The organism is Rhodoferax sp. RT4P68 (genome assembly GCF_056521305.1).
Genome location: NZ_JBWMBB010000011.1, coordinates 144,696 through 167,901, shown reverse-complemented (window position 1 = coordinate 167,901; position 23,206 = coordinate 144,696). Strand labels below are relative to the sequence as shown.

The following is a 23,206-nucleotide window of genomic DNA, read 5'->3' as shown; positions in this document are numbered from 1 at the left end:
TCAGGCTCGCCCCAAAGCCTTGTCCACGCCGCGGTTGGCCAGCATGTCGGCACGCTCGTTACCGGGGTTGCCGGCATGGCCGCGCACCCAACGCCAGTCGATTTTGTGGCCACCGCTGGCCACCAGGGCGTCCAGCCGCTGCCATAGTTCGGCGTTCTTCACAGGTTGCTTGGCCGCAGTGCGCCAGCCGCGCGCCTTCCAGCCCTGGATCCACTCGGTGATGCCTTTGCGCACGTACTCGCTGTCCAGGTAGAGCGTGACTTCGCACGGCTGGTTGAGCGCCGACAGGGCCTGGATCACGGCCATCATTTCCATGCGGTTGTTGGTGGTGCCCAGCTCGCCGCCACTCAGTTCCTTTTCGAGCGTGCCCGATTTCAGGTAGACGCCCCAGCCGCCCGGGCCAGGGTTGCCCTTGCAGGCGCCATCGGTGTAGATCTCGACGTGTTTCAACGCGGTCCTTGTTGTGTAGTGATGAAGTGAGAGATGCCGTGGACCAGCGCCGGCTCGGCCAGGCGCTTGCGGCCGCGGTTGGCCACCCGCACGGGCGCCTTGGCCAGAGCGGGGGCAGGCTTCCACTTGGGCTCGATCAACCGCATGCCACGCACCCGCTTGATGGCCACGAGAAAGTACACGGCGCCCAGGATCGGCCAGCAGCGCTCGCCGATACGGTCCATCCAGGCGAAGCGGTTCAGCATGGCCTCGCTGCCCACTGCGGGGCGGTAGCCGCCGAACCGGCCCGATTCGACCTCGAAGCTCAGCAGCCGCAACCAGTCGCGCAGACGGAAATACCCGATGAAATCACCCTCGGCTGGTAGGTACAACTGCCCCAGACCAAGGCGTCGGTACAAGCGCGCGCGCCGCTGCCGCAGGCCCCACAGGCTGGCGGCATTGAAGCCGCAGATGACGACGCGGCCCTCAGGCACCAGCACGCGCTCCACCTCGCGCAAGGTAGCGTGGGGGTCGGGGCTGAGCTCCAGCGCATGCGGCAGCAGCACCAGGTCCAGGCTGTTCTCGGCGAATGGCAAGGCAGAGAAATCATTGACGATGGCAGCCCGACGCAACGTGCCACCGGGCGCCTGGGCACTGGCCAGCCAGCGGTGCTGAATGCGGCTGGCCCGCAGGCCTTCGAGTTCGGGTACACCCATCTGCAGCGCGTGGTAGCCAAACACATCGGCCACGGCCCGGTCGAACGCGGCCTGCTCCCAGCCCAGCAGATAGCGCCCGGGCGGGGTCTCCAGCCAATCGTGCAAACCTATAATTTGACCGCTCATGAAACTCATTGCGCTGCCCGCTTTTGCCGACAACTACATCTGGATGCTGCACGATGGGCAGGCTGCCCTGGTGGTCGATCCGGGCGACGCACAGCCTGTGTTCGAGGCGCTGCGGCAACACGGCCTGCAACTGCGGACGATTCTAGTCACCCACCACCACGCCGATCATGTCGGTGGCGTGGCTGCGCTGCGCGAGGCCACGGGCGCGCAGGTGTTCGGCCCGGCGCGCGAGCGCGTGCCCGAGCCGCTGCGCCGGCTGACCGATGGCGACCGCATCGAGGCCGGCCCCGCCACACTGGGCCTGGCGTTCGAGGTGCTCGATGTGCCTGGCCACACCGCGGGCCACATCGCCTTTTTCTGTGCGGACGCCGGAGCCGACCTGCAGGGCCGCCCGCTGCTGTTCTGCGGCGACACCTTGTTCTCTGCAGGCTGCGGGCGGCTGTTCGAGGGCACGCCGGCGCAGATGCTGCAATCGCTGGATGCACTGGCCGCGCTGCCAGGCGACACACGGGTGTGCTGCACCCATGAGTACACGCTCTCCAACCTGAAATTTGCGCGGGCAGTGGAACCTCGCAACGCCGATCTGCTCCACTACGCCACGCAGTGTGAAGCACTGCGCGCACAGCACCAGACCACGTTGCCGTCGAGCATCGCGCTGGAGCTGCGCATCAATCCTTTCCTGCGGGTGCGAGAGCCGCAGGTCGTGCACGCCGCACGCGCTTTCGACCCTGGTGCGCACGATGCTGCCACCGTGCTGGGCGCATTGCGCGCGTGGAAGAACCAATTCAAATGAACGTTTTCAAGATCTGTTGCCTTGCCCTCGCCGTGCTGCTGACCGGCTGCGCGAACCTCGACCCGAACACCGCCACCCCCCCGACCCCCACCGACGCCATCGGCACCGTGCGTGCCGAACAGCCGGCCATCCGCGTGACGCCACACGTGGCCATCGTGCCCACGGGCCCGCTGACCCCCATCACGGCCGCCTCGGCGCGCTCTGGCCCGGTCACGCTGCAACTGCCACCGGCCGACCTGTGGGACCGCATCCGCCGCGGCTTTGCCATGCCCGATCTGCAAAGCGACCTGGTGCGCGACCGCGAGCAGTGGTACGCCAGCCGGCCCGACTACATCCAGCGCATGACGGAGCGCTCCAGCAAGTACCTGTTCCACATCGTCGAAGAACTCGAAGTGCGCGGCATGCCGACCGAGCTGGCGCTGTTGCCCTACATCGAAAGTGCCTTCAATCCGCAGGCCGTGTCTTCTGCCAAGGCGGCAGGCATGTGGCAGTTCATGCCGGCCACGGGCACCTATTTCGACCTGCGCCAGAACATCTTCCGCGACGACCGGCGCGATGTGCTGGCGTCCACGCGGGCGGCGCTGGACTACCTGCAAAAGCTGCACAACATGTTCGGCGACTGGCACCTGGCGCTGGCGGCCTACAACTGGGGTGAAGGCAGCGTGGGCCGGGCGATTGCGCGCAACCAGAAGGCCGGCCTTCCCACGGGCTACCTGGACCTGAACATGCCGGCCGAGACGCGGCTGTACGTGCCCAAGCTGCAGGCGGTCAAGAACATCGTGGCCACGCCGCAGCAGTTCGGCGCTGAGCTGCCGCTGATCGAGAACCACCCCTACTTCCAGACGGTGGACATCACGCACGACATCGACGTGGCGCTGGCTGCCCGGCTGGCCGATGTGTCGCCCGAAGACTTCCGCGCGCTGAACCCGTCTGCCAACAAGCAGGTGATTCTGGTCGCCGGCACACCGCAAATCCTGCTGCCCTGGGACAACGCACTGGTCTTCAAGCGCAATCTGGACGCTCACACGCAGGGCCAGTACGCCAGCTGGGGTGCCTGGACGGTGCCTGCCACGATGACGGTGGCCGCGGCCGCGCAACGCGTGGGCATGAGCGAGGCCGACCTGCGCAGTGTCAACAACATTCCACCGCGCATGCTGATCAAGGGCGGCTCGGCATTGATCGTGCCGCGTTCGGCCAAGATGGGCGATGTGACCAGCGAGCTGGCCCACAACGGCTATCTGAGCCTGGCGCCCGAGGCGGTGACGCGCAAGGCCGTCATCAAGGCAGGCCGCAAGGACAGCGTGGCCAGCATCGCGCGGCGCTACCGTCTGAACGCGGCGCTGGTGGCGGACTGGAACGATGTGAAGGCGAATGCGACCTTTCGCGCGGGCGAGGCGGTGACGCTGTTCCTGCCGGTGCGTGCCGGAGCGTCAGGCGTGCGGGCCACACGGGCCAGCGCAGCCCGCGCCACCAGCCGCAGCGCCAAGCCCACGGCCCGCGCCAGCGCTTCCTCCAGCAAGCGACCGGTGCGCGCGCGGCGTTGACGCGGGGGCGACTCGCTCGCCCCTGGGCACCGTCCATTCGATCGGTCGATCAGGCCGTCGCCAGCTGCATCGACTTGCTCTGGCGCCGCAGCGCCACGGCATCCGTCTCGGCCAGCGAGACCTCGCCGCTGGCCAGGCGGAACAGCCGCATGGTGTCGCTCACGCCCTGCGCCCGGCCCTGCAACGATTGGGCGGCGGCCGCCAGTTCCTCGACCAGCGCCGCGTTCTGCTGCGTGATCTCGTCGATCTGGCTGACGCCTTCGTTGATCTGGGCGATGCCCTTCTGCTGCTCGCTGGCCGCCCCGCTGATCTCTTCCAACGCGGTGCTGACCTTGGCCACAGCCTCCAGTGCCTCGTGCATGCGGGCCCGTGCCTCGGCCGTGCGGGTGCTGCCCTGGTGCACGCGGGTGGACGAATCGGCGATCAGCTGACGGATTTCGCGCGCGGCACCAGAGCTGCGCTGGGCGAGCGCCCGCACCTCGTTGGCCACCACGGCAAAGCCGCGCCCGCTTTCGCCAGCGCGCGCCGCCTCGACCGCAGCATTCAGCGCCAGGATGTTGGTCTGGAAGGCCACGCCCTCGATCAGCTGCACGATCTCGGCGATCTGGCGCGACGACTGCGTGATGCCTTCCATGGTTTCGGACAGTGCCAGCACGGCGTCGTTGCTGCGCCGGGTGACGTCGGACGTGGCCCGCGCCAACTCGGCACCGCGCACGGCCGAAGCCGCACTCTGCTGCACCGTCCCGTGGATCTGCTCCATGGACGCCGCAGTCTCCTCCAGGTTGCTGGCCTGCGTCTCGGTGCGGGCAGACAGGTCGTGGTTGCCGGCGGCGATCTCGCCCACCGCAGCGCCGAGCTGGCCCACCTCCTGGCGCACATCGGACACCACGGTCCGCAGGTTCACCGACATCTGCATTAGCGCGCGCTGCAGTCGACCGACATCGCCCGACGCATCGGTGGCCACGCGGTGCGACAGATCACCGGACGCGAGCCGGTTGGCATCCGCCACCAGGCCCTTGAGCGGTTCGATGGTCAGATGGCGCACCCCCCACACGCTGGCGGCCGCAGCCGCGGCCGCCACCAGGGCAATCACCCAGGTGGGCTGGCCTGCGACGCCCACAACGCCGACCACCCCTGCCGCCGCAATTTGCAGCAGCACCATCTTGCCGGTGCTTTGCAACTCGAATGCCTGGAACACCCGGCCCAGCGGGTCGCGTCGCACCAGATCACCGTGGCGCAATCCCAGGCGTGCGCGTCCGTTGCTCTCATCCTCGCACATGCGCCCGTACAGGCGCTCTGCACCTTCGACGGCTGCACGCGCCGGCACCGTGCGCACCGACAGAAAGCCGGTGATGCGTTCGCCATCCATCATCGGCGTGGCATTGGCCTGCACCCAGTAGTGGTCGCCGTTCTTGCGGCGGTTCTTGACCAGCCCGCTCCAGGGCAAGCCGGACTGGATGGTGTCCCACAGGTCGCGGAACGCCTCGGGCGGCATGTCCGGATGGCGCACGAGGTTGTGGGGCTGGCCCAGCAACTCGTCCTGCGTGAAGCCGCTGACCTCGATGAACGCCGGGTTGCAGTAGGTGATTCGACCTTTGAGATCGGTCACCGACACCAGCGTCTGATTGGGCGGGAATTGATATTCTTGTCCGCTGACAGGTTCGTTCTTGCGCATGGTCCGCTCCTTCCGAAGGCGCTTGTATTTTAGTCACCAGGCTGGTGCAACTAGTTTTTGATTTGCGCTCAAATACCGGACAAATTCACCGATTCAGCGGGTCGCCATTCAGCGTTACAACTTGAAGCGATCCTTCGCGCGCCGTGCGAACGCATTGGAAAACAAGCGGGTGACGTCGATGTGCTCGGCCCTCACAGAAGGGTCGAAACTGGCCAGCGCCCGCAGCGCGGTGGTGCCGCCGTCTTCAGGGATCAGACCGTCCGGCGAGATGGCTTCGCGCACCCGCTGGAACGACGCCAGGTACAGCGCACGGTCGCCGAGCAAATAATCTTGCGGCACGGTGCGAATCAAATCGCCCGGCCCGGCCGTGTGCAGCCACTTGAGAGCGCGCACGATGCCATTGGCCAACGCCTGGCAGGTGTGCGGATGGCGCAGCAAAAACGCCGTCGGTGCATACAGGCAGGCGGCCGGCATCTCACCACCGAAGACATCCCGGCTGCCCTTCAAGGTGCGGGTGTCGGCGATGATGCGCACGTCCCCTTTCTGCTCCAGCATGGTCATCACCGGGTCGGTGTAGCTGATGGCGTCGAGGAGACCCTCGCGCACGGCCTGCAGCGCCTCCAGACCCGTGCCGAAGCCGACAAATTCGGCCTCGCCCAGACGCACGCCAGCACGCGCCAGCACCAGGTTGACGACCATGTTGGTGGACGATTCGGGAGCCGACACACCGATCCTTCTGCCGCGCAGATCGGCCACCCGCTTGTACTGCCCCATGGTGCGCGAGGAGACGCCGACTGCGATCTGCGGGGCGCGCCCTTGCAGCACGAACGCCTGGCAGGAGGCAAGGTTCTGCTGCATGTAGATGGTGTGCTCGAAGGCGCCTGAGCAGACGTCGACCTCGCCGGAGACCAGCGCCTGAGCGGCACGCGCGCCACCCAGGAAATCACGGATGTCGACGTCCAACCCTTCGGCCTTGAAGTAGCCCAGCTGCTCGGCGATGCACAGTGGCAGGTGGTAGAAGCTGGCCTTGCCCCCGACAGACAACGCCAGGCGTGTCTTCTCGGGCTTGGCCTGCGCCTGCAGTGCGGGCGCAGCCACCCAGGCCGCCAGTGCCAGACCGGTTGCAGTGAGGGTGCGCCTGCGGAGTGCGGGGACTGCCATGGTCGTGGAAACAAGCAAAGCCTGTGCCTCAGGATAGTCAGCCACCCTGTCGGCACCCATCGGGTCCATCCCGTCCCGGGAAACCACGTAAGCACATCGATGGATGCCGCAGGGCGCGGCACGGCGTCAGCGTCGATCGACCAACGCGTGGGCGATCGTGGACAAGTCCACATATTCCAGCTCGCTGCCGGCTGGTACACCACGCGCAAGCCGGGTGACCTGCAGGCCGCGGGCTTTCAGTGTGGCAGCGATGACATGGGCCGTAGCCTCGCCCTCGGCGGTGAAATTGGTGGCCAGGATGACCTCCTGCACGAGCCCGTCGCAGGCCCGCGCCACGAGCTCATGCAGGCCGATCTCCTTCGGCCCGATGCCATCGAGCGGGCTGAGCTTGCCCATCAGCACGAAGTAAAGGCCCTTGAAAGCGGCGGTGCGCTCCACAGCCGATTGGTCGGCCGGAGTCTCAACCACGCACAGCTTGGCCGCATCGCGCCTGGGGTCGCTGCAGGTGCTGCAGACCTCGGCCTCGGTGAAGGTGTGGCAGCGCGCGCAGTGGCGCACCTGGTCCACCGCCTGCGACAGCGCGCGCGCCAGCCCAAGTGCGCCGGCACGGTCGTGCTGCAGCAGGTGAAAGGCCATGCGCGAGGCCGACTTGGCGCCCACGCCGGGCAGCCGGCGCAGACCTTCGACCAGTGCCTGCAGCGAACCGGAATCAGCCAATCGCAGGCCGCATCAAAAGGGCAACTTCATGCCACCGGGCAAGCCGGGCATGCCGGCGGTGAGCTTGCCCATCTTCTCCTGGCTGGTTTCCTCGGCCTTGCGCACGGCGGCGTTGAAGGCGGCGGCGACCAGGTCTTCCAGCATGTCCTTGTCGTCGGCCAGCAGGCTGGGGTCGATGGTGATGCGCTTGACGTCGTGCTTGCAGGTCATGACGACCTTGACCAGGCCAGCGCCGGATTCGCCTTCGACCTCGATGAAGGCCAGTTCGTCCTGTGCCTTCTTGAGGTTGTCCTGCATGGCCTGGGCCTGCTTCATGAGGCCGGCCAGTTGTCCCTTGTTGAACATGTTGTAACTCCTAAGTGTGTAAATGGGGGGTGTCAGAGGGGCTTAATGCCGCTGGCGACGATTTTGGCGCCAAAGTCGCGCACCATCGCCTGCACGAAGGGATCGCTGCGCACCAGCGCTTCGGCCTGGCGCTGCTTCTCGGCGGCCACTGCGGCGTTGCGCCGGGCCGGGCTGTCGACGACGACGCCGACCTCCACGCTCAGCCGCGCACCCAGGCCGGCCTGGGCCAGAGCGGCGCGCAGCTTCTCGCGGCTGGCGGGTTGGTTCAGCGACTCGCGCTCGACGCGCAGCATCCAGTGGTCGCCATCGCGCGCGATCAATTGCGACTGGAGCGCCAGCTCACGCGCGAGCGCATTGATGGCCTCGGCCGCGACCAGCTGGGCAACCGTCTGGTGCCACAGCTCGCCTTCGTCTGTCGCGACCAGGCGCGGCGCGGCTGCGGACTGGTGCGGTTGCTGGCGGGTGCCGGGTTCCGGCTGCTCGCGCACCGTGACTTCGACCAGCTCGGAAGCGCCGGCGTTCGCAGCCGGGCCGGCGGGCGCCGACACCTTTGCTTCGGCCTGGACTTGCACCGGCGCCATCTCGACCACGCGCAGATGTTCGCCCGGTGTGCGTTGCGCCGTGGCGCGGTCGGCAGGCGTAGGTGTCCGTGCAGGTGCAGGTGCAGGCGCAGGCGCAGATGTAGTTGGCTCGGGGTCGGGTTCGGGATCGACCGCAGGCTGCTGCGGCTGCGGCTGCGGCTGCGGCGCGGCGACGGCCGTCAGCCGGGGGCCGGCGTCACGCGGAGTTTTTTTTTCAGCCGGTGCCTGTTCGGCCGCGTGTTCCGGCTTGAACGCCAACAGGCGCAGCAGCACCATGGTGAGGCCGGCGTATTCATCCGGCGCAAGGCCCAATTCGGCACGGCCGTGCAGGCAGATGCTGTAGAGCAGCTGGGTCTCATCGGCAGGCATGGCCTGCGCCAGCAGAACCAACTGGGCCGCATCGGGATCGTCGCCGGCATCGGGGGTCACGTCTGGCACGGCCTGCAGCACGCCCATGCGCTGCAGCACCACGGCCATCTCTTCCAACGTGGACGCGGCAGACAGGCCCAGCCGCCGCAGTTCCTCGCAGGTGTCCACCACGGCCCGGCCATCGCCCTCGGCCAGCGCGGCGATCAAACGCAGCACATGGCTGCGGTCGACACTGCCCAGCATCTGGCGCACGGTGGCTTCTTCCAGCGCCCCTGCACCGAAGGCGATGGCCTGGTCGGTCAGCGACAGCGCGTCGCGCATCGAGCCGCGGGCCGCACGCGCCAGCAAGCGCAGGGACGCATCGTCCGCGGCCACGCCCTCAGTCGCCAGTACGCGCGCCAGGTGTTCACGCACGGTCTCGGGCGCCATCGGCCGCAGGTTGAACTGCAGGCAGCGCGACAGCACGGTGACCGGCACCTTCTGCGGGTCGGTCGTGGCCAACACGAACTTGAGGTACTCGGGCGGCTCCTCCAGCGTCTTCAACAAGGCGTTGAAAGCGGTGTTGGTCAGCATGTGGACTTCGTCGATCATGAAGACCTTGAAGCGGCCCTGCACCGGCTTGTAGACGGCCTGCTCCAACAACGCCTGCACCTCGTCCACGCCGCGGTTGGAAGCGGCGTCCAGCTCGGTGTAGTCGATGAAGCGGCCGGCGTCGATGTCGGCACAGGCCTGGCACACCCCGCAGGGCGTGGCCGTCACGCTACCCTGCCCGTCCGGGCCCTGGCAGTTCAGCGACTTGGCCAGGATGCGCGAAACCGTGGTCTTGCCGACACCGCGCGTGCCGGTGAAGAGGTAGGCATGGTGCAGCCGCTGGCTGGTCAGCGCGTTTTCAAGCGCCCGCACCACGTGCTCCTGGCCCACCATCTCGCCGAAGGTCTTGGGACGGAACTTGCGGGCCAGCACGAGATAGGACATCGGCGCATTCTACGAATGCCGCACCGCAGCAAGGCCGACCGGGAAGCCTTGTCCTTCGGCTGCGGGGCACGCCCGGTCGGGCGGCCGGGCAGGGTTCCCGGCGCGGCTACAATCCGCCTCGACGGGCCTTCCCGCATGGTGAAGCGGCCAACCGGGTCAGGTGGGGAACCAAGCAGCCCTAACTGTGTAGCCAGTGCCGGGGTCAAGGCTCGTCACCCCCCTCTCTCCCCAAATTTTTCCCTGCGCCCATCGGCGCGCTGCGGCGTGCCGTGGCGGATATGCCGATCAGGCAGCCGGCTGCAGATGCGCAAGAACGCCGCGTGCGGCCACGGCACCGCTTGCCAGGCATGCGGTGAGCAGGTAGCCACCGGTGGGCGCCTCCCAGTCGAGCATCTCGCCGGCGCAGAAAACGCCGGGTGCGGCCTTCAGCATCAGCGCAGCGTCGACCGCGTCCATTCGCACGCCGCCGGCCGTGCTGATCGCCTCGGCCAGTGGTCGCGCAGCCGCCAGCCGCAACGGCAGTGACTTGATCGCGGCGGCGAGCGCGGCGGGTTGGTGCAAGGTGTCCGCGTCCAGCAGTTCGTGCAGCAGCGCCAGCTTGATGCCGTCCAACGCCAGGCGACTTTTCAGGTGGCTGGACAACGAGCGCGCGCCGCGCGGATGGGCGACTGCAGCCAACACCTGCTCGGGCGAGCGGTCGGGCAGCAGGTCCAGCCACAGCGTGGCCTCGCCATCGCGCGCGATGGCGTCGCGCAACAGGTGGGATGCCGCGTAGACCAGGCTGCCCTCGACCCCGCCCGCCGTGGCCACGAACTCGCCCTTGCGCATGAACCAACCGCCGTGCCCGTCGGCACAGCGCAATGCCACGGACTTGAACGGTTGGCCGGCAAAGCGCTGTTCGAAGTGCGCACTCCAGCCCGTCGCGCGCATTGCGCGCGGCGTCGCTGCCACGTCGAAACCGCAGTTCGCCGGCCGCAGCGGCGCGATGGCCACGCCACGCGCCGCCAGGGGGGCCTGCCAGGCACCGTCGGACCCGAGCCGCGGCCAGCTGGCGCCGCCCAAGGCCAGCACGGCGGCATCGGCTCGCACGCGCTGCAGGCCCTGCGACGTCTCGAAGGTGAGCGTCTTTGCATCGTCCTGCGCCCACCCCGTCCACCGGTGGCGCATGTGCAGGCGCACGCCCTGGCTGCGCAACCGGTGCAGCCAGGCGCGCAGCAGAGGGGCGGCTTTCATCTCGGTCGGAAAGACGCGGCCCGAGCTGCCGACGAAGGTGCCGATGCCCAGCGCCTGCGCCCAGTCCCGAACGTCCTGCGGGCCAAGCAGCGCCAGCCATGGCGCAACGTCGGCGCATCTGGCGCCATAGCGCTCCTTGAAGCGCGGCAGAGGTTCCGCATGCGTCAAATTGAGCCCGCCCTTGCCGGCCAGCAGGAACTTGCGGCCCACCGAAGGCATGGCGTCATACAAGTCGACCTGCATGCCGGCCTGCGACAAGCGATCGGCTGCCATGAGCCCGGCCGGCCCTGCGCCGACCACCGCCACCGCACAAGCGCGGGGCGAATTTTCAAGCGCCATGACCGGCGCGACGCAAGGGTTTCAGGGCACGCAGACAATGCGCTGGTGCTATGGCGTCGATAGGCGGCGGCGAGCCACTTCGGGACTTGGTTTCTGTCACAATGCCGCGACTTTAGCCGTACCGACGATCCACAGAGGAAGCTCATGGCCAACGAATTGATCAAGCACGTATCCGACGCAAGTTTCGAAGCGGATGTCCTGAAGGCGACCAAGCCGGTCCTGGTGGATTACTGGGCAGAGTGGTGCGGCCCGTGCAAGATGATCGCCCCGATCCTGGACGAAGTGGCCACCGGTTACGCAGACAAACTGCAGGTGGCCAAGATGAATGTGGACGAGAACCGTGACATCCCCGCAAAGTTCGGCATCCGCGGCATTCCCACGCTGATGCTGTTCAAAGGCGGCGAGTTGTCTGCCACCAAGGTCGGCGCCATGAGCAAGGCCCAGCTGACCGCATTCATCGACCAGCAACTGGCCTGAGTCCCCAGCGCGCTCGCCCGGCCGATCCCTGCATCGGCCTCTCGGCACCACGCGCTTTGCTGTCATAATCGCGTCAGCTCGCCAGGCGGCCCACACGGCCCTGGTTCGATTCGGTGAGGAGGCGCTTCTAGCCTCTGCCGCCCCCCCTCTCCCCCGCGTTGCTATTACCGAACTCCCCGACGGAGTCATCCCATGCACTTAAACGAACTCAAGGCACTGCACGTGTCCGAAGTCCTCCGGCAGGCCGAAGAGCTTGAAATCGAGAACACGGGGCGCATGCGCAAGCAGGAGCTGATGTTCGCGATCATCAAGAAGCGCGCGCGCGCAGGCGAGCAGATCATTGCGGACGGTGTGCTGGAGATCCTGCCCGATGGTTTCGGCTTCCTGCGCAGCCCGGACACCAGCTACACGGCCAGCACCGACGACATCTACATCAGCCCCAGCCAGGTGCGCCGCTTCAACCTGCACACCGGCGACATGATCGAAGGCGAAGTGCGCACGCCCAAGGATGGCGAGCGTTACTTCGCGCTGAACAAGCTGGACAAGGTCAACGGCGGCGGCCCCGAAGAGAACAAGCACAAGGTCATGTTCGAGAACCTGACCCCGCTGTTCCCCAAGGAGCAGATGAAGCTCGAGCGTGACATCAAGGGCGAAGAGAACATCACCGGCCGCATCATCGACATCGTCGCGCCCATCGGCAAGGGCCAGCGCGCGCTGCTGGTGGCGCCGCCCAAGAGCGGCAAGACGGTGATGATGCAGCACATCGCCCACGCCATCGCCGCCAACTACCCGGACAGCTACATGATGGTGCTGCTGGTCGATGAGCGGCCTGAAGAAGTGACCGAGATGCAGCGCTCGGTCAAGGGCGAAGTCATCGCCTCCACCTTCGACGAGCCGGCAGCGCGCCACGTGCACGTGGCCGAAATGGTGATCGAGCGCGCCAAGCGCCTGGTCGAATTGAAGAAGGACGTGGTGATCCTTTTGGACTCCATCACGCGCCTGGCCCGCGCCTACAACAACGTCGTGCCGTCCTCGGGCAAGGTGCTGACGGGTGGTGTCGATTCCAACGCGCTGCAGCGCCCCAAGCGCTTCCTGGGTGCCGCACGCAATGTCGAAGAAGGCGGCTCGCTGACCATCATCGGCACGGCGCTGATCGACACCGGCAGCCGCATGGACGAAGTCATCTTCGAAGAGTTCAAGGGTACGGGCAATTGCGAAATTCACCTGGACCGCCGCCTGTACGAAAAGCGCGTGTTCCCCTCGCTGCAGCTCAACCGCAGCGGCACACGCCGCGAAGAGTTGCTGCTGGCGCCCGAGATCCTGCAGAAGAGCCGCATCCTGCGCCAGTTCATGTACAACATGGACGAGATCGAATCGATGGAATTGATGCTCAAGAACATGCGCGCCACGAAGAATAACAACGAGTTCTTCGACATGATGCGCCGAGGCGGTTGATGCAGTGGCCTGTGCCATAATCGCAGGCTTTTCGCGAAAAGTATCCCGCGCTTTGGATTGCACGATCGGTTCGTGCAAGGCACGCGACGGCTCTCGCAACTGACTACCCAAGGAATTCCCATGAAAGAAGGCATCCACCCGAACTACCGCGAAGTGTGCTTCGTGGACCTGTCGAACAACTTCAAGTTCGTCACCCGTTCGTGCGTGAACACCAAGGAAATGGTCAAGATGGACGACGGCCGTGAACTGCCGCTGTACAAGCTCGACACCTCCAGCGAATCGCATCCCTTCTACACGGGCACGCAGAAGTCCGTGGACAACATGGGTGGCCGCGTGGAGCGCTTCCGCAACCGCTTCGGCAAGACGGCTGCCAAGTAAGCAGCTCCGCCTGCCGCGGTCGGCGACAAGGGCAGCCCGGTTCAACCGCGCTGCCCTTTTTGTTGCCGACACGGCGACGCCTCGCTGATGCGCGACTCCCTCCTTCAACAGCCCAGCCCCGCCATCGTGGCGCAGAGCGCCGTGCGGCCGCTGCCGCGCGCGGCGCTGCTGCTGTTGTGCGCGGCGTATGTGCTGGCCGGCTTCATTGGCCGCGACCCGTTGAAGAGCGCTGACGTCGCCGCCTTTGGATACATGGTCGAGCTCGCCACCGGCAGCAGCTCGTGGTGGAACCCGACGCTGATGGGCCTGCCCGAAAGCGGTGTGCTGCTGCCGTTCTGGCTGGGTGCGTGGGGCCTGCGCATCGCCCCGGAATGGCTGGACCCGGCCTTGGCTGCACGCCTGCCGTTCGTCGCCCTGCTGCTGCTGACCTTGAGCGCCACCTGGTATGCCGTCTACTACCTGGCCCGATCACCGCGCGCACAGCCGGTGGCCTTCGCGTTCGGGGGCGAGGCGCGGCCTAGCGACTATTCGCGCGCGCTGGCCGATGGCGGCTTGCTGGCGCTGATCGCCTGCCTGGGCCTGGCCCAGATGTCGCACGAGATCACGCCCGCGCAGACGCAGCTGTGCTGCACGGCACTGGTCTTCTTCGGCCTGTCCACCCTGCCCTGGCGCCCGCGGATGGCGCTGGCCGCCACCGCCGCCGGCCTGGTCGGCTTGTCGCTATCGGGCGCGCCCGCGCTGTCGCTCCTGTTCGGCCTGGGCGGCGCCGCCATCAGCCTGCTGGACGACGATGTCTCGCCGGCACCTCCCGAAGTGTCCCGGCGCCAGCGCCTGGTCGCGTTGGCCATCCTTCTGGTCACGCTGGCCGCTGGGGCACTGGCCTGGTCGCTCGATCTATGGCGCTGGCGCATCGCGCTGCCGGCACCGCAGTGGACCACCTGGCGCAGCCTGGGCCGTTTGCTGCTGTGGTTCACCTGGCCCGTCTGGCCGATGGCGCTATGGACGCTGTGGCGCTGGCGCCGCCAACTCAGCGGCGGCCGGCCCGACCGCCACTTTGCGATTCCCTTGTGGATGCTGGCTGTGGTGCTGGGGTGCACGCTGCTGACGCCCTCGTCCGACCGCTCGCTGTTGCTGGGCCTGCCCGCGCTGGCGGCGCTGGCCGCATTCGCGCTGCCCACGTTCGGCCGCAGCGTGGGTGCACTGATCGACTGGTTCACGCTGCTGTTCTTCACCAGCTCGGCCATCGCCATCTGGGTGATCTGGATCTCGCTCCAGACCGGCGTGCCCGCCAAGCCGGCGGCCAACGTGGCCAAGCTGGCGCCGGGTTTCGTGCCCAGCTTCTCGCTCACAGCGTTCGTGATCGCGCTCGCGGCCACTGGCATCTGGGCCTGGCTGGTGCGCTGGCGCGTGGGCCGCCACCCGTCGGCCATCTGGAAGAGCCTGGTGCTGCCCGCCGGTGGCACGGCCTTGTGCTGGGTGCTCCTGACGACGCTGGGCCTGCCCACGCTGAACTACGCGCGCAGCTACGGCCCGCTGGTGCGCAACGTGCAGGCCCGCATGGATGCGCCAGGCTGCGTTGAGACCTATGGCTTCACGCGCGCCCAGGTGGCTGCATTCCGCCACCACGGGCAGATGCAGTTGCAGCCGGCCACCGCCACGCCCTCCTGCCCCTGGCTGCTGGTGGACTCGGACGCCCTGCCCACGTTCCGCCAGGACATCCCGGCGGGCCAGTGGACCTTGGTCGCCTCAGTCCGCCGGCCTGCGGACAAGGACGAGGACGTCCTGCTGTTCCGCCGCTGACCGCCGCCGCGGCCCCCATGTCCGATCTGTCCGTCATCGGTCGGCACGCGGCCACCGTGCTGGTGGGCCAGCTGGCCGTCATGGCCTTCGGTGTGACCGATACGATGGTCGCCGGCCGCCATTCCGAAGCCGCGCTGGCCGCGCTGTCGGTCGGCTCGGCCATCTACATCAGCGTGTTCGTGGCGCTGATGGGCGTGCTGCAGGCGCTGCTGCCCGTGTGGGCCGAACTGCGCGGCGCCGGCCGCACGGGCGACATCGGCGCCTCGGTCCGCCAGGCGCTGTACCTGGCGGCATGTTGCGCGGTTCTCGGCGGCGCGGTCCTGCTGGCGCCTGCCGCTCTGCTGCGCTGGGCGCAGGTGCCGCCCGCGCTGCAGGCGGAAATCACGGGCTACCTGGCAGTGCTGGCGTTGGCGCTGCCGCCCGCACTGCTGTTTCGCCTGTACAGCACGCTGAACCAGAGCCTGGGCCACCCGAAGCTGGTTACCTGGCTGCAGGTCGGCGGGCTGGCGCTGAAGGTGCCGCTGTCGCTGTGGTTTGCCTTCGGCGGCGCGGGCCTGCCAGCCGGTGGCGCCGTGGGCTGCGCCTGGGCGACGCTGGTCGTCAACTACGCCATGCTGGGCGTGGCGCTCTGGACGCTGCACACGCAGACGCTGTACCGCGAGCTGCGCATCTGGCAGGCACTCGAGGCGCCGGACTGGCGGCGCATCGCAGAATTCCTGCGCCTGGGCGTCCCCGGCGGCCTGGCGGTGATGGTCGAGGTCACCTCGTTCACGTTGATGGCGCTGCTGATCGCCCGACTGGGTACCCAGGCGTCAGCCGCTCACCAGATCGCTGCCAACCTGACGGCCGTGCTGTACATGTCGCCACTGTCGCTGGGCCTGGCCACGAGCGCACGCGTGAGCTGGTGGCTGGGCCAGGGCAACGCGGCGGGCGCACGGGCCAGCCTGCGCACGGGGCTGGCGTTGGCGATCGGTTCCGCGCTGGTGCTGGCCGCATCGGCCTGGTTGTTGCGCGGCCCCATCGCCGCGCTCTACGCCGGCAGCGCCGCTGTCGCCGTCAGTGCCGGCGCACTGATCGGTTGGGTCGCGCTGTACCACCTGGCCGACACGGTGCAGGCGATGTGTGTGTTCGTGCTGCGCAGCTACCGCGTCACGGTGGCGCCGCTGCTCGTCTACGGCGTGCTGCTGTGGGGCCTGGGGCTGGCCGGTGGCTACGTGCTGGCCTACCAGGGCATCGGACCTTGGCCCGCCCTGCAGTCGCCTGCGGCGTTCTGGATGGCCGGGGCTGTCGCGCTCGGCCTGGTGGCGGTGATCTTTCTGGTGCTGCTGCAGCGCGCCTCGCGCGCGCGCTGACAGAGCGCCGCCGCGCTAGGCCTGGACCGGCGCGCTGCGCAACTGCAACTCCGTGCGCACGCGCTGCGGCGGAAAGTCAATGGCAAAGCGCGAACCGCGGCCCAGCGTCGATTGCATGCGCAACTCGGCACCATGGCGCTGCGCGACGTGCTTGACGATGGCCAGACCCAGTCCGGTGCCGCCAGTCTCGCGCGAGCGGCTGCCGTCCACGCGGTAGAAGCGCTCAGTCAGCCGCGGCAAGTGCTCGGGCGCAACGCCGGGGCCGGTGTCCGTCACCGAGAACTCGGCCCGCCCGCCGGCCAAGACCTTGCAGACCACGGTGATGCTGCCGCCCGCCGGCGTGTAGCGCAGGGCGTTGCTGACCAGGTTGGACATGGCGCTGAGCAGCTCGCTGCGAGAGCCGGCCAATGCGGCGTCTGGCGTGCAGTCGAAGCGCAGCACATGCCCCGAGCCCTGGCCCGCAGTGAGCAGCGCCGACAAGGCCTGCGCATCCTCCTCGCAGCGCGCCATCAGTTCGACCAGCGGTGTCCATTCGGACTTGCTCGGCGGCGGGCTGCCTTCGATGCGCGACAGCGTCAGCAGATCGCTGACCAGCGACTGCATGCGCGCGGCCTGCTGTGACATCAGCTCCAGATACCGTGCGCGATCGGACTCGTCCAGCGCAAGCGACTGCAACGTCTCCACAAACCCCATCAGCACGGTCAGCGGTGTGCGGATCTCGTGCGACACATTGGCAACGAAATCTCGCCGCATGGCCTCGGCTTGCTCCAGCGCCGTCACATCGTTGGACAGCAGCAACCGCTTGCCCTCGCCATAGGCATGCAGGCGTACGGCCAGCCGCACCGGCCGGCCGGCGCTGTCGCCCTGCCCGGCCAGCACGGCACCGGGGCTGCGCTCGGGCTGCGCGTAGTAGGCCGTGAAGCCCGGGTCGCGCACCAGATTGCCGATCAGCTGCAACCGGTCGCGATCGCCGTCGATGCCGAAGTGCGAGGCTGCCATCTGGTTGCACCACTCGATGCGGCCGTCGGCGTCCAGCAGCACCACACCGTTCGACGAGGCCTGGATCGCCTGCAGGAACTCCTGCAACCGCAGGTCGCTCGTCTGCAACCGCGATTCGTGCTGGCGCAGCAGGCGCCGCATTCGGTCGGACATTTCACCCCACAGCCCGCCCATGCGCGGCAGCTGGGCGAGCTCGCCTTCGCGCAGCCAGTTCAGCATGCGGCGGGCCCGCAACAGGTCGATACCCCACCACAGCGCTCCGGCCAGCACCGCACCGACACAGGCCCCAGGCCACCGGCCCAACCACCAGCCGAGCAAGGCGCCGGCGAGTTGGACCAACAGAAAACTCAGGAAACGCAACCACATGCCGCCGATTCTCTTAGCAATCAGGCCGCCGGCGCCCAGGCCGGCGCGGCCGTGCCCGCGATGGTCAGACCGAGGGCGAAGCCTGCGGCGTCTGTGCGCCGCGTGCGCCGCCGTCGGACAGCACCGGTGCCACCACCGGCTGTGCCGTGATGCGGTAGCCGGCGCCGCGCACCGTCTCCACCATGGTGCCGGCTGCGCCCAGCGCCTCGCGCAGGCGCTTGACGTGCACGTCCACCGTGCGCTCCTCGATGAAGACGTGGTCACCCCAGACGCGGTCCAGCAGCTGCGAGCGGCTGTGCACGCGCTCGGCGTGCTGCATCAGGTAGTGCAAGAGCTTGAACTCGGTCGGACCCATCTTCAGCGGCTGGCTGTCGAAGGTGACACGGTGCGTCGATGCATCCAGCAGCAGCGCACCGATCTGCACCGAGCCACCGGCTTGCTCGGGCGCGCGGCGGCGCAGCACAGCACGAATGCGGGCCAGCATCTCCTTGGTGGAGAACGGCTTAGTGATGTAGTCATCGGCACCGGCGTCCAGACCCGACACGCGGTCCTGCTCGTCGCTACGTGCCGTCAACATGATGATGGGCACGCCCCTGGTGCGCGGGTCCGCACGCCACTTGCGCGCCAGCGACAAGCCGCTCTCACCCGGCAGCATCCAGTCCAGCAGGATCACGTCGGGCAGCACTGCATCCATCTCGAGCTGCGCGGTCACGCTGTCCATGGACCAGATCGGCTGGAAGCCGCTGTGCCGCAGGTTGACGGCCAGCAGTTCGGCAATCGCCGGCTCGTCCTCGACGATCAAGACTCGGGGCAGGTGCTTCATTACAGAACCGCCGACTCGACCTGCTCCATGCTGGTGTGGCGCACGTCGGCTCCCTTGACGATGTAGATGATGAACTCGGCGATGTTCTTGGAGTGGTCGCCGATGCGCTCGATGGCCTTGGCCAGGAACAGCAGATCCAGGCTGGCCGAGATCGTGCGCGGGTCTTCCATCATGTAGGTGATGAGCTTGCGCACGAAGCCATCGAACTCCTGGTCGATCAGATCGTCTTCCTTCAGGATGCTGACGGCAGCGGCCGTGTCCAGGCGCGCGAACGCGTCCAGCGCCTTGCGCAGCAGCCCCGAGGCGAGGTCGGCCGACACCCGCAGATCCAGAGTGGGCAGCGAGCGCGCAGAGCCGCTTTCGATGATGGACTTGACCATGCGCGCGATCTTGGCCGATTCGTCGCCAACGCGCTCCAGGTTGGCCGTGGTCTTGGAGATGGCCAGCAGCAGGCGCAGATCGCGCGCCGTGGGCTGGCGCCGGCCGATGATGGAGGCCAGCTCGCGGTCGATCTCGATCTCCATCGCGTTGACGCGGTGCTCGGTCGCAGCGACCTCGTCGGCCACTTCAACGCTGAACTGCGACAGCGCATAGATGGCTTTGCGGATCTGGGCTTCGACCAATCCGCCGAGCTCCATCACGCGGCTGGAGACGCCGTTCAGCTCAGCGTCGAATTGCGTGGAAAGATGTTTGTCCGCCATAGGGTGTTCCTCTTGAGAGCCTGGATCAGCCGAATCGACCGGTGATGTAATCCTCGGTCTCCTTGCGCTTGGGCTTGAAGAACAGCTCCTCGGTGGCGCCGAACTCCATCAGATCACCCAGGTACATGTAGGCCGTGTAGTCGCTGCAGCGGGCGGCCTGCTGCATGTTGTGGGTCACGATGACCACCGTGTAATCGTTCTTGAGCTCGGTGATCAACTCCTCGATCTTCGAGGTGGAGATCGGGTCGAGTGCCGAGCAGGGCTCGTCTAGCAGCAGCACCTCGGGCTTGATGGCAATGCCGCGGGCGATGCACAGACGCTGCTGTTGACCGCCGGACAGGCCCGAGCCGCTTTGCTGCAGCTTGTCCTTGACCTCGGTCCACAGCGCGGCCTTGCGCAGCGCCCATTCCACGCGCTCGTCCATGTCGGTCGCGTTCAGGTTCTCGAACAGCTTCACGCCGAAGGCGATGTTGTCGTAGATCGACATCGGGAACGGCGTGGGCTTCTGAAACACCATGCCGACCTTGGCACGCACCAGTGCCACGTCTTGCTTGGACTTCAGCAGATCCTCGCCGTCCAGCACGATCTGGCCCTCGGCGCGCTGCTCCGGGTACAACTCGAACATGCGGTTGAAGGTGCGCAACAGCGTGGACTTGCCGCAGCCGGACGGGCCGATGAAGGCCGTGACCTTGCGTTCAGGAATTTCCAGGTTGATGCTCTTCAGAGCGTGGAACTTGCCGTAATAGAAGTTCAGGTCCTTGACGGAGATCTTGGCGCGCTCGGCCACGGGGGCGGCAATGCTGGCGGACATATCGGTTCTCTCTTGGAAATTCGGTTAATGCTTGGAACGCGTCAGCACGCGGGCCAGAATATTGAGGCCAAGCACCGCCAGCGTGATCAGGAACACACCGGCCCATGCCAGTTGCTGCCAGTTCTCGTAGGGGCTCATCGCGAACTTGAAGATCGTGACCGGCAGGCTGGCCATCGGCTCGCCCATGCTGGAGGTCCAGAACTGGTTGTTCAGCGCGGTGAACAGCAGCGGCGCGGTCTCGCCAGCGATGCGGGCCACGGCCAGCAGGATGCCGGTGACAACGCCAGCCCGCGCGGCGCGCAGCGTGATGCTCATGATCACCTTCCACTTGGGCGTGCCCAGTGCATAGGCGGCTTCGCGCAGGCCAGGCGGCACGAGCTGCAGCATGTTCTCTGTCGTGCGGATGACCACCGGGATCACGATCAGCGCCAGCGCGATAGAGCCGGCAATGCCCGAGAAGGCCCGCATCTGCGAGACGACCACGGCGTAGACGAACAGACCGATCACGATGGAGGGCGCCGACAGCAGGATGTCGTTGACGAAACGCGTGACCGAAGCCAGCCAGCCCTTGGGGTCGTACTCGGCCAGGTAGATGCCGGCCATGATGCCGATCGGTGTGCCGACGAACGTGGCCACCATGACCATCAGGAACGAGCCGTAGATCGCGTTGGCGATGCCGCCCACTTCGTTGGGTGGTGGCGTCATCTCGGTGAACGTGGCGAGCGCCAGGCCGCCGACCCCCAGGCGGATGGTCTCCCATAGGATCCAAACCAGCCAGAACAGACCGAACACCATGGCGACGAGCGAGAGGGTCAGCGCGACCTGGTTCATGAACTTGCGGCGTGCGAACTTGGCCTGGCGGCCAGCCTCGAAATTGGCCTTGTCGAGCAGCATCTGCCCCGTCGTAGAAGTGTTCATGACTTGGATCCCTCGCCCTTGCGCAACTGGGACAGCAGCAGCTTGGAACAGGTCAGCACGACGAACGTGATGAAGAACAGCACCAGGCCCAGGTACATCAGCGCTGCCTGATGCAGGCCAGCCCCGGCTTCAGCAAATTCATTGGCCAGGGCCGAGGTGATGGAGTTGGCGGCCTGGAACAAGCTCAGCGAATCGAGCTGGTTCATGTTCCCGATGACGAACGTCACGGCCATGGTCTCGCCCAAAGCGCGGCCCAAGCCCAACATGATGCCGCCAACGACGCCGGCCTTGGTGTAGGGCAGCACCACTTTGGACATGACTTCCCAGGTGGTCGCACCCAGACCATAAGCGGACTCTTTGAGCAGCGGGGGCGTGACCTCGAACACATCGCGCATCACCGAGGCGATGAACGGGATGATCATGATGGCCAGGATGATGCCGGCCGACAAAATGCCGATGCCCACCGGGGGCCCCGACACCAGCGCACCCAGGTAGGGCACGCCGTCAAAAAGACTTTGCAGCGGCTGCTGCACATAGGTCGCCAGGATCGGGCCGAACACCAACAGGCCCCACATGCCGTAGACGATGGAAGGCACCGCAGCCAACAGCTCGATGGCCGTGCCCAGCGGGCGCTTGAGCCAGGCCGGCGACAGCTCGGTCAGGAACAGCGCGATGCCGAAACTGACTGGCACCGCGATGATCAACGCAATGATCGAGGTCATCAGCGTGCCGTAGATCATGACCAAGCCGCCGAACTCTTCCTGCACCGGGTCCCAGGTGGTGCTGGTGAGGAAACTCAGCCCGTACTTGGCGATCGCGGGCCAGGCACCCTGGATCAGCGACGCCAGGATGCCGATCAGCAGCAGCAGCGTGATCCACGCTGCGCCTTTGGCGGCCCAGCCGAACAGGCGGTCGGCCATGGGGCCACTGCGGGCCTTTTTGGGGGGAGGTGTTGTCATCGCGCGTTCACCCCCTTTGCCGGCACCCTTGCCGGACATATCGAAAGGGGTGCCGTTCGCTGGAAGTGTAGAAGACACGGCAGTGGCTCGGGTGGTCAGGTCAGGCGGGGGTCAGACAGCGATTAGTTCGCGGCCATCGCAACCGGCTTGCCGGAAGAGTCGGTGATCTGGTCCCAGGACTTCTGGATCACGCCCTTGACCGAGGCGGGCATGGGCACGTAGTCCAAGTCGCTGGACGTCTTGTCGCCGTCCTTGTAGGCCCACGTGAAGAACTTCAGTGCCGATGCGGCAACCGCTGGCTTCTCCTGCTTCTTGTGCATCAGGATGAAAGTGGCACCGGTGATGGGCCAGGCATTGTCGCCGGTCTGGTTCGTCAGGATCTGATAGAAAGTCTTGTCCCACTGTGCACCAGCGGCAGCAGCCTTGAAGGAGTCTTCGTCGGGCTGTGGATACTTGGTCGATGCGTTCTGCAGCAGCGTGTAGGTCATCTTGTTCTGCTTGACATAGGCGTACTCGACATAGCCGATCGAGTTGGGCAGGCGGCCCACGAATGCGGCGACCCCCTCGTTGCCCTTGCCGCCCGCGCCAACGGGCCAGTTCACGGCCGTGCCTTCACCGACCTTGGACTTCCACTCGGCATTGACCTTGGAGAGGTAGTTGGTGAACAGGAATGTCGTGCCCGAACCGTCGGCGCGGCGCACCGGGGCGATGGCAGCGTCGGGCAGCTTCACGTCGCCGTTCAGTGCCACGATGGCGGGGTCGTTCCACTTGGTGATCTTGCCCAAAAAGATGTCGCCCAGCACCTGGCCGGTCAGTTTGATCTCGCCGGGCTTGATGCCCTGGATGTTCACCACAGGAATCACGCCACCAATGACCGTGGGGAACTGCATCAGCCCCTTAGCGGCCAGGTCCTCATCCTTCAGCGGCATGTCGCTGGCGCCGAAATCCACGGTCTTGGCTTCGATCTGCTTGATGCCGGCGCCGGAGCCCACGGATTGGTAGTTAATTTTGGTGCCGGTGGCCTTGTTGTAGTCGGCAGCCCACTTGGAATACAGGGGCGCGGGGAAGCTGGCGCCGGCGCCGGTCACGTCCTGGGCAAAGCTGGTGCCGACAACGGCCAGGCCCAGCAGGCCAAAGGTGGAGAAACGGGTGATGGAGTTCATG

22 protein-coding genes and 1 other RNA gene are annotated in these 23,206 nt (G+C 66.8%); 8 read left to right on the top strand and 15 right to left on the bottom strand.

What is annotated here, in order from left to right; translation table 11 throughout:
• Both rnhA and AC099J_RS22480 read right to left on the bottom strand, forming a co-directional pair.
• The gene (rnhA, locus tag AC099J_RS22485; protein ID WP_479617519.1) at window positions 1-450 is read right to left on the bottom strand and encodes a ribonuclease HI; all 450 of its coding nucleotides are present in this window, start codon (window positions 448-450) and stop codon (window positions 1-3) included.
• On the bottom strand, window positions 447-1,271 hold the full coding sequence (locus AC099J_RS22480; RefSeq protein ID WP_479617518.1) for a class I SAM-dependent methyltransferase: 825 nt from the start codon (window positions 1,269-1,271) through the stop codon (window positions 447-449). Before AC099J_RS22480 ends, rnhA begins: the two co-directional genes overlap by 4 nt.
• On the opposite strand from AC099J_RS22480, the gene gloB reads away from it, so the two are divergent.
• Both gloB and AC099J_RS22470 read left to right on the top strand, forming a co-directional pair.
• Window positions 1,270-2,064, top strand: a complete 795-nt coding sequence (gene gloB, locus AC099J_RS22475) for a hydroxyacylglutathione hydrolase (RefSeq protein ID WP_479617517.1) — start codon at window positions 1,270-1,272, stop codon at window positions 2,062-2,064. The two genes, AC099J_RS22480 and gloB, sit on opposite strands and share 2 nt — an antisense overlap.
• On the top strand, window positions 2,061-3,608 hold the full coding sequence (locus tag AC099J_RS22470; protein ID WP_479617516.1) for a transglycosylase SLT domain-containing protein: 1,548 nt from the start codon (window positions 2,061-2,063) through the stop codon (window positions 3,606-3,608). The genes gloB and AC099J_RS22470 overlap by 4 nt, the downstream gene beginning before the upstream one ends.
• A gap of 49 nt (window positions 3,609-3,657) precedes the next feature.
• Here AC099J_RS22470 and AC099J_RS22465 read toward each other — a convergent pair whose 3' ends face one another.
• The 5 genes from AC099J_RS22465 to dnaX form a co-directional block, all read right to left on the bottom strand.
• Window positions 3,658-5,283 carry a methyl-accepting chemotaxis protein gene (locus AC099J_RS22465; RefSeq protein WP_479617515.1) on the bottom strand — a complete coding sequence of 542 codons (1,626 nt, stop codon included), beginning with the start codon at window positions 5,281-5,283 and terminating at the stop codon, window positions 3,658-3,660.
• Window positions 5,284-5,397: 114 nt separating this feature from the next.
• Window positions 5,398-6,444 carry an ABC transporter substrate-binding protein gene (locus tag AC099J_RS22460; RefSeq protein WP_479617514.1) on the bottom strand — a complete coding sequence of 349 codons (1,047 nt, stop codon included), beginning with the start codon at window positions 6,442-6,444 and terminating at the stop codon, window positions 5,398-5,400.
• A 126-nt stretch (window positions 6,445-6,570) separates the two neighbouring features.
• The gene (gene recR, locus AC099J_RS22455) at window positions 6,571-7,161 is read right to left on the bottom strand and encodes a recombination mediator RecR (RefSeq protein WP_479617513.1); all 591 of its coding nucleotides are present in this window, start codon (window positions 7,159-7,161) and stop codon (window positions 6,571-6,573) included.
• Window positions 7,162-7,173: 12 nt separating this feature from the next.
• Window positions 7,174-7,506, bottom strand: coding sequence for a YbaB/EbfC family nucleoid-associated protein (locus AC099J_RS22450; protein WP_479617512.1), 333 nt, complete (start codon window positions 7,504-7,506; stop codon window positions 7,174-7,176).
• Window positions 7,507-7,538: 32 nt separating this feature from the next.
• The gene (dnaX, locus tag AC099J_RS22445; protein ID WP_479617511.1) at window positions 7,539-9,431 is read right to left on the bottom strand and encodes a DNA polymerase III subunit gamma/tau; all 1,893 of its coding nucleotides are present in this window, start codon (window positions 9,429-9,431) and stop codon (window positions 7,539-7,541) included.
• 120 nt (window positions 9,432-9,551) lie between these two features.
• Here dnaX and ffs point away from each other — a divergent pair.
• Window positions 9,552-9,648: signal recognition particle sRNA small type (gene ffs, locus AC099J_RS22440), an RNA gene on the top strand.
• 68 nt (window positions 9,649-9,716) lie between these two features.
• Here ffs and AC099J_RS22435 read toward each other — a convergent pair.
• On the bottom strand, window positions 9,717-11,003 hold the full coding sequence (locus tag AC099J_RS22435) for a TIGR03862 family flavoprotein (RefSeq protein ID WP_479617510.1): 1,287 nt from the start codon (window positions 11,001-11,003) through the stop codon (window positions 9,717-9,719).
• A 144-nt stretch (window positions 11,004-11,147) separates the two neighbouring features.
• Between AC099J_RS22435 and trxA the strand changes: the two genes are divergently transcribed.
• The 5 genes from trxA to AC099J_RS22410 all read left to right on the top strand — a co-directional run bounded on the left by trxA (window position 11,148) and on the right by AC099J_RS22410 (window position 16,465).
• The gene (trxA, locus tag AC099J_RS22430) at window positions 11,148-11,480 is read left to right on the top strand and encodes a thioredoxin TrxA (RefSeq protein ID WP_479617509.1); all 333 of its coding nucleotides are present in this window, start codon (window positions 11,148-11,150) and stop codon (window positions 11,478-11,480) included.
• A gap of 192 nt (window positions 11,481-11,672) precedes the next feature.
• Window positions 11,673-12,935: a transcription termination factor Rho gene (gene rho, locus AC099J_RS22425; RefSeq protein ID WP_479617508.1), complete on the top strand. Its 1,263-nt coding sequence runs from the start codon at window positions 11,673-11,675 to the stop codon at window positions 12,933-12,935.
• Window positions 12,936-13,055: 120 nt separating this feature from the next.
• Window positions 13,056-13,313 (top strand): type B 50S ribosomal protein L31, encoded by a 258-nt coding sequence (locus tag AC099J_RS22420; RefSeq protein WP_479617507.1) that lies wholly within the window; start codon window positions 13,056-13,058, stop codon window positions 13,311-13,313.
• Window positions 13,314-13,400: 87 nt separating this feature from the next.
• The gene (locus tag AC099J_RS22415) at window positions 13,401-15,113 is read left to right on the top strand and encodes a hypothetical protein (RefSeq protein ID WP_479617506.1); all 1,713 of its coding nucleotides are present in this window, start codon (window positions 13,401-13,403) and stop codon (window positions 15,111-15,113) included.
• Between the two features lie 17 nt (window positions 15,114-15,130).
• Window positions 15,131-16,465 carry an MATE family efflux transporter gene (locus tag AC099J_RS22410; protein WP_479617505.1) on the top strand — a complete coding sequence of 445 codons (1,335 nt, stop codon included), beginning with the start codon at window positions 15,131-15,133 and terminating at the stop codon, window positions 16,463-16,465.
• 15 nt (window positions 16,466-16,480) lie between these two features.
• On the opposite strand, the gene phoR is transcribed toward AC099J_RS22410, so the two are convergent.
• The 7 genes from phoR to pstS form a co-directional block, all read right to left on the bottom strand.
• On the bottom strand, window positions 16,481-17,830 hold the full coding sequence (gene phoR, locus AC099J_RS22405) for a phosphate regulon sensor histidine kinase PhoR (RefSeq protein WP_479617504.1): 1,350 nt from the start codon (window positions 17,828-17,830) through the stop codon (window positions 16,481-16,483).
• 64 nt (window positions 17,831-17,894) lie between these two features.
• Window positions 17,895-18,653: a phosphate regulon transcriptional regulator PhoB gene (gene phoB / locus AC099J_RS22400; RefSeq protein WP_479617503.1), complete on the bottom strand. Its 759-nt coding sequence runs from the start codon at window positions 18,651-18,653 to the stop codon at window positions 17,895-17,897.
• Window positions 18,653-19,354 carry a phosphate signaling complex protein PhoU gene (gene phoU, locus AC099J_RS22395; protein WP_479617502.1) on the bottom strand — a complete coding sequence of 234 codons (702 nt, stop codon included), beginning with the start codon at window positions 19,352-19,354 and terminating at the stop codon, window positions 18,653-18,655. The genes phoB and phoU overlap by 1 nt, the downstream gene beginning before the upstream one ends.
• A gap of 25 nt (window positions 19,355-19,379) precedes the next feature.
• A complete protein-coding gene (gene pstB / locus AC099J_RS22390; protein ID WP_479617501.1) occupies window positions 19,380-20,165 on the bottom strand; it encodes a phosphate ABC transporter ATP-binding protein PstB in 786 nt (261 codons plus the stop codon).
• A gap of 24 nt (window positions 20,166-20,189) precedes the next feature.
• Window positions 20,190-21,083, bottom strand: coding sequence for a phosphate ABC transporter permease PstA (gene pstA / locus AC099J_RS22385; protein WP_479617500.1), 894 nt, complete (start codon window positions 21,081-21,083; stop codon window positions 20,190-20,192).
• Complete coding sequence (gene pstC, locus AC099J_RS22380) at window positions 21,080-22,081, bottom strand: phosphate ABC transporter permease subunit PstC (RefSeq protein WP_479617595.1); 1,002 nt, start codon at window positions 22,079-22,081, stop codon at window positions 21,080-21,082. Before pstC ends, pstA begins: the two co-directional genes overlap by 4 nt.
• Window positions 22,082-22,164: 83 nt before the next feature.
• Window positions 22,165-23,205: a phosphate ABC transporter substrate-binding protein PstS gene (gene pstS, locus AC099J_RS22375; RefSeq protein ID WP_479617499.1), complete on the bottom strand. Its 1,041-nt coding sequence runs from the start codon at window positions 23,203-23,205 to the stop codon at window positions 22,165-22,167.
• Between the last annotated feature and the right edge of the window lies 1 nt (window position 23,206).

Bases quoted from the DNA above. Each gene is read 5' to 3' on its own strand.
- phoU (WP_479617502.1), bottom strand. From the start codon at position 19,354: ATGGCGGACAAACATCTTTCCACGCAATTCGACGCTGAGCTGAACGGC.
- AC099J_RS22420 (WP_479617507.1), top strand. From the start codon at position 13,056: ATGAAAGAAGGCATCCACCCGAACTACCGCGAAGTGTGCTTCGTGGAC.
- AC099J_RS22460 (WP_479617514.1), bottom strand. From the start codon at position 6,444: ATGGCAGTCCCCGCACTCCGCAGGCGCACCCTCACTGCAACCGGTCTG.
- gloB (WP_479617517.1), top strand. From the start codon at position 1,270: ATGAAACTCATTGCGCTGCCCGCTTTTGCCGACAACTACATCTGGATG.
- AC099J_RS22465 (WP_479617515.1), bottom strand. From the start codon at position 5,283: ATGCGCAAGAACGAACCTGTCAGCGGACAAGAATATCAATTCCCGCCC.
- AC099J_RS22450 (WP_479617512.1), bottom strand. From the start codon at position 7,506: ATGTTCAACAAGGGACAACTGGCCGGCCTCATGAAGCAGGCCCAGGCC.
- pstC (WP_479617595.1), bottom strand. From the start codon at position 22,081: ATGTCCGGCAAGGGTGCCGGCAAAGGGGGTGAACGCGCGATGACAACA.
- AC099J_RS22480 (WP_479617518.1), bottom strand. From the start codon at position 1,271: ATGAGCGGTCAAATTATAGGTTTGCACGATTGGCTGGAGACCCCGCCC.
- AC099J_RS22415 (WP_479617506.1), top strand. From the start codon at position 13,401: ATGCGCGACTCCCTCCTTCAACAGCCCAGCCCCGCCATCGTGGCGCAG.
- phoB (WP_479617503.1), bottom strand. From the start codon at position 18,653: ATGAAGCACCTGCCCCGAGTCTTGATCGTCGAGGACGAGCCGGCGATT.
- trxA (WP_479617509.1), top strand. From the start codon at position 11,148: ATGGCCAACGAATTGATCAAGCACGTATCCGACGCAAGTTTCGAAGCG.
- rho (WP_479617508.1), top strand. From the start codon at position 11,673: ATGCACTTAAACGAACTCAAGGCACTGCACGTGTCCGAAGTCCTCCGG.
- dnaX (WP_479617511.1), bottom strand. From the start codon at position 9,431: ATGTCCTATCTCGTGCTGGCCCGCAAGTTCCGTCCCAAGACCTTCGGC.
- AC099J_RS22410 (WP_479617505.1), top strand. From the start codon at position 15,131: ATGTCCGATCTGTCCGTCATCGGTCGGCACGCGGCCACCGTGCTGGTG.
- pstA (WP_479617500.1), bottom strand. From the start codon at position 21,083: ATGAACACTTCTACGACGGGGCAGATGCTGCTCGACAAGGCCAATTTC.
- AC099J_RS22470 (WP_479617516.1), top strand. From the start codon at position 2,061: ATGAACGTTTTCAAGATCTGTTGCCTTGCCCTCGCCGTGCTGCTGACC.
- pstS (WP_479617499.1), bottom strand. From the start codon at position 23,205: ATGAACTCCATCACCCGTTTCTCCACCTTTGGCCTGCTGGGCCTGGCC.
- AC099J_RS22435 (WP_479617510.1), bottom strand. From the start codon at position 11,003: ATGGCGCTTGAAAATTCGCCCCGCGCTTGTGCGGTGGCGGTGGTCGGC.
- pstB (WP_479617501.1), bottom strand. From the start codon at position 20,165: ATGTCCGCCAGCATTGCCGCCCCCGTGGCCGAGCGCGCCAAGATCTCC.
- phoR (WP_479617504.1), bottom strand. From the start codon at position 17,830: ATGTGGTTGCGTTTCCTGAGTTTTCTGTTGGTCCAACTCGCCGGCGCC.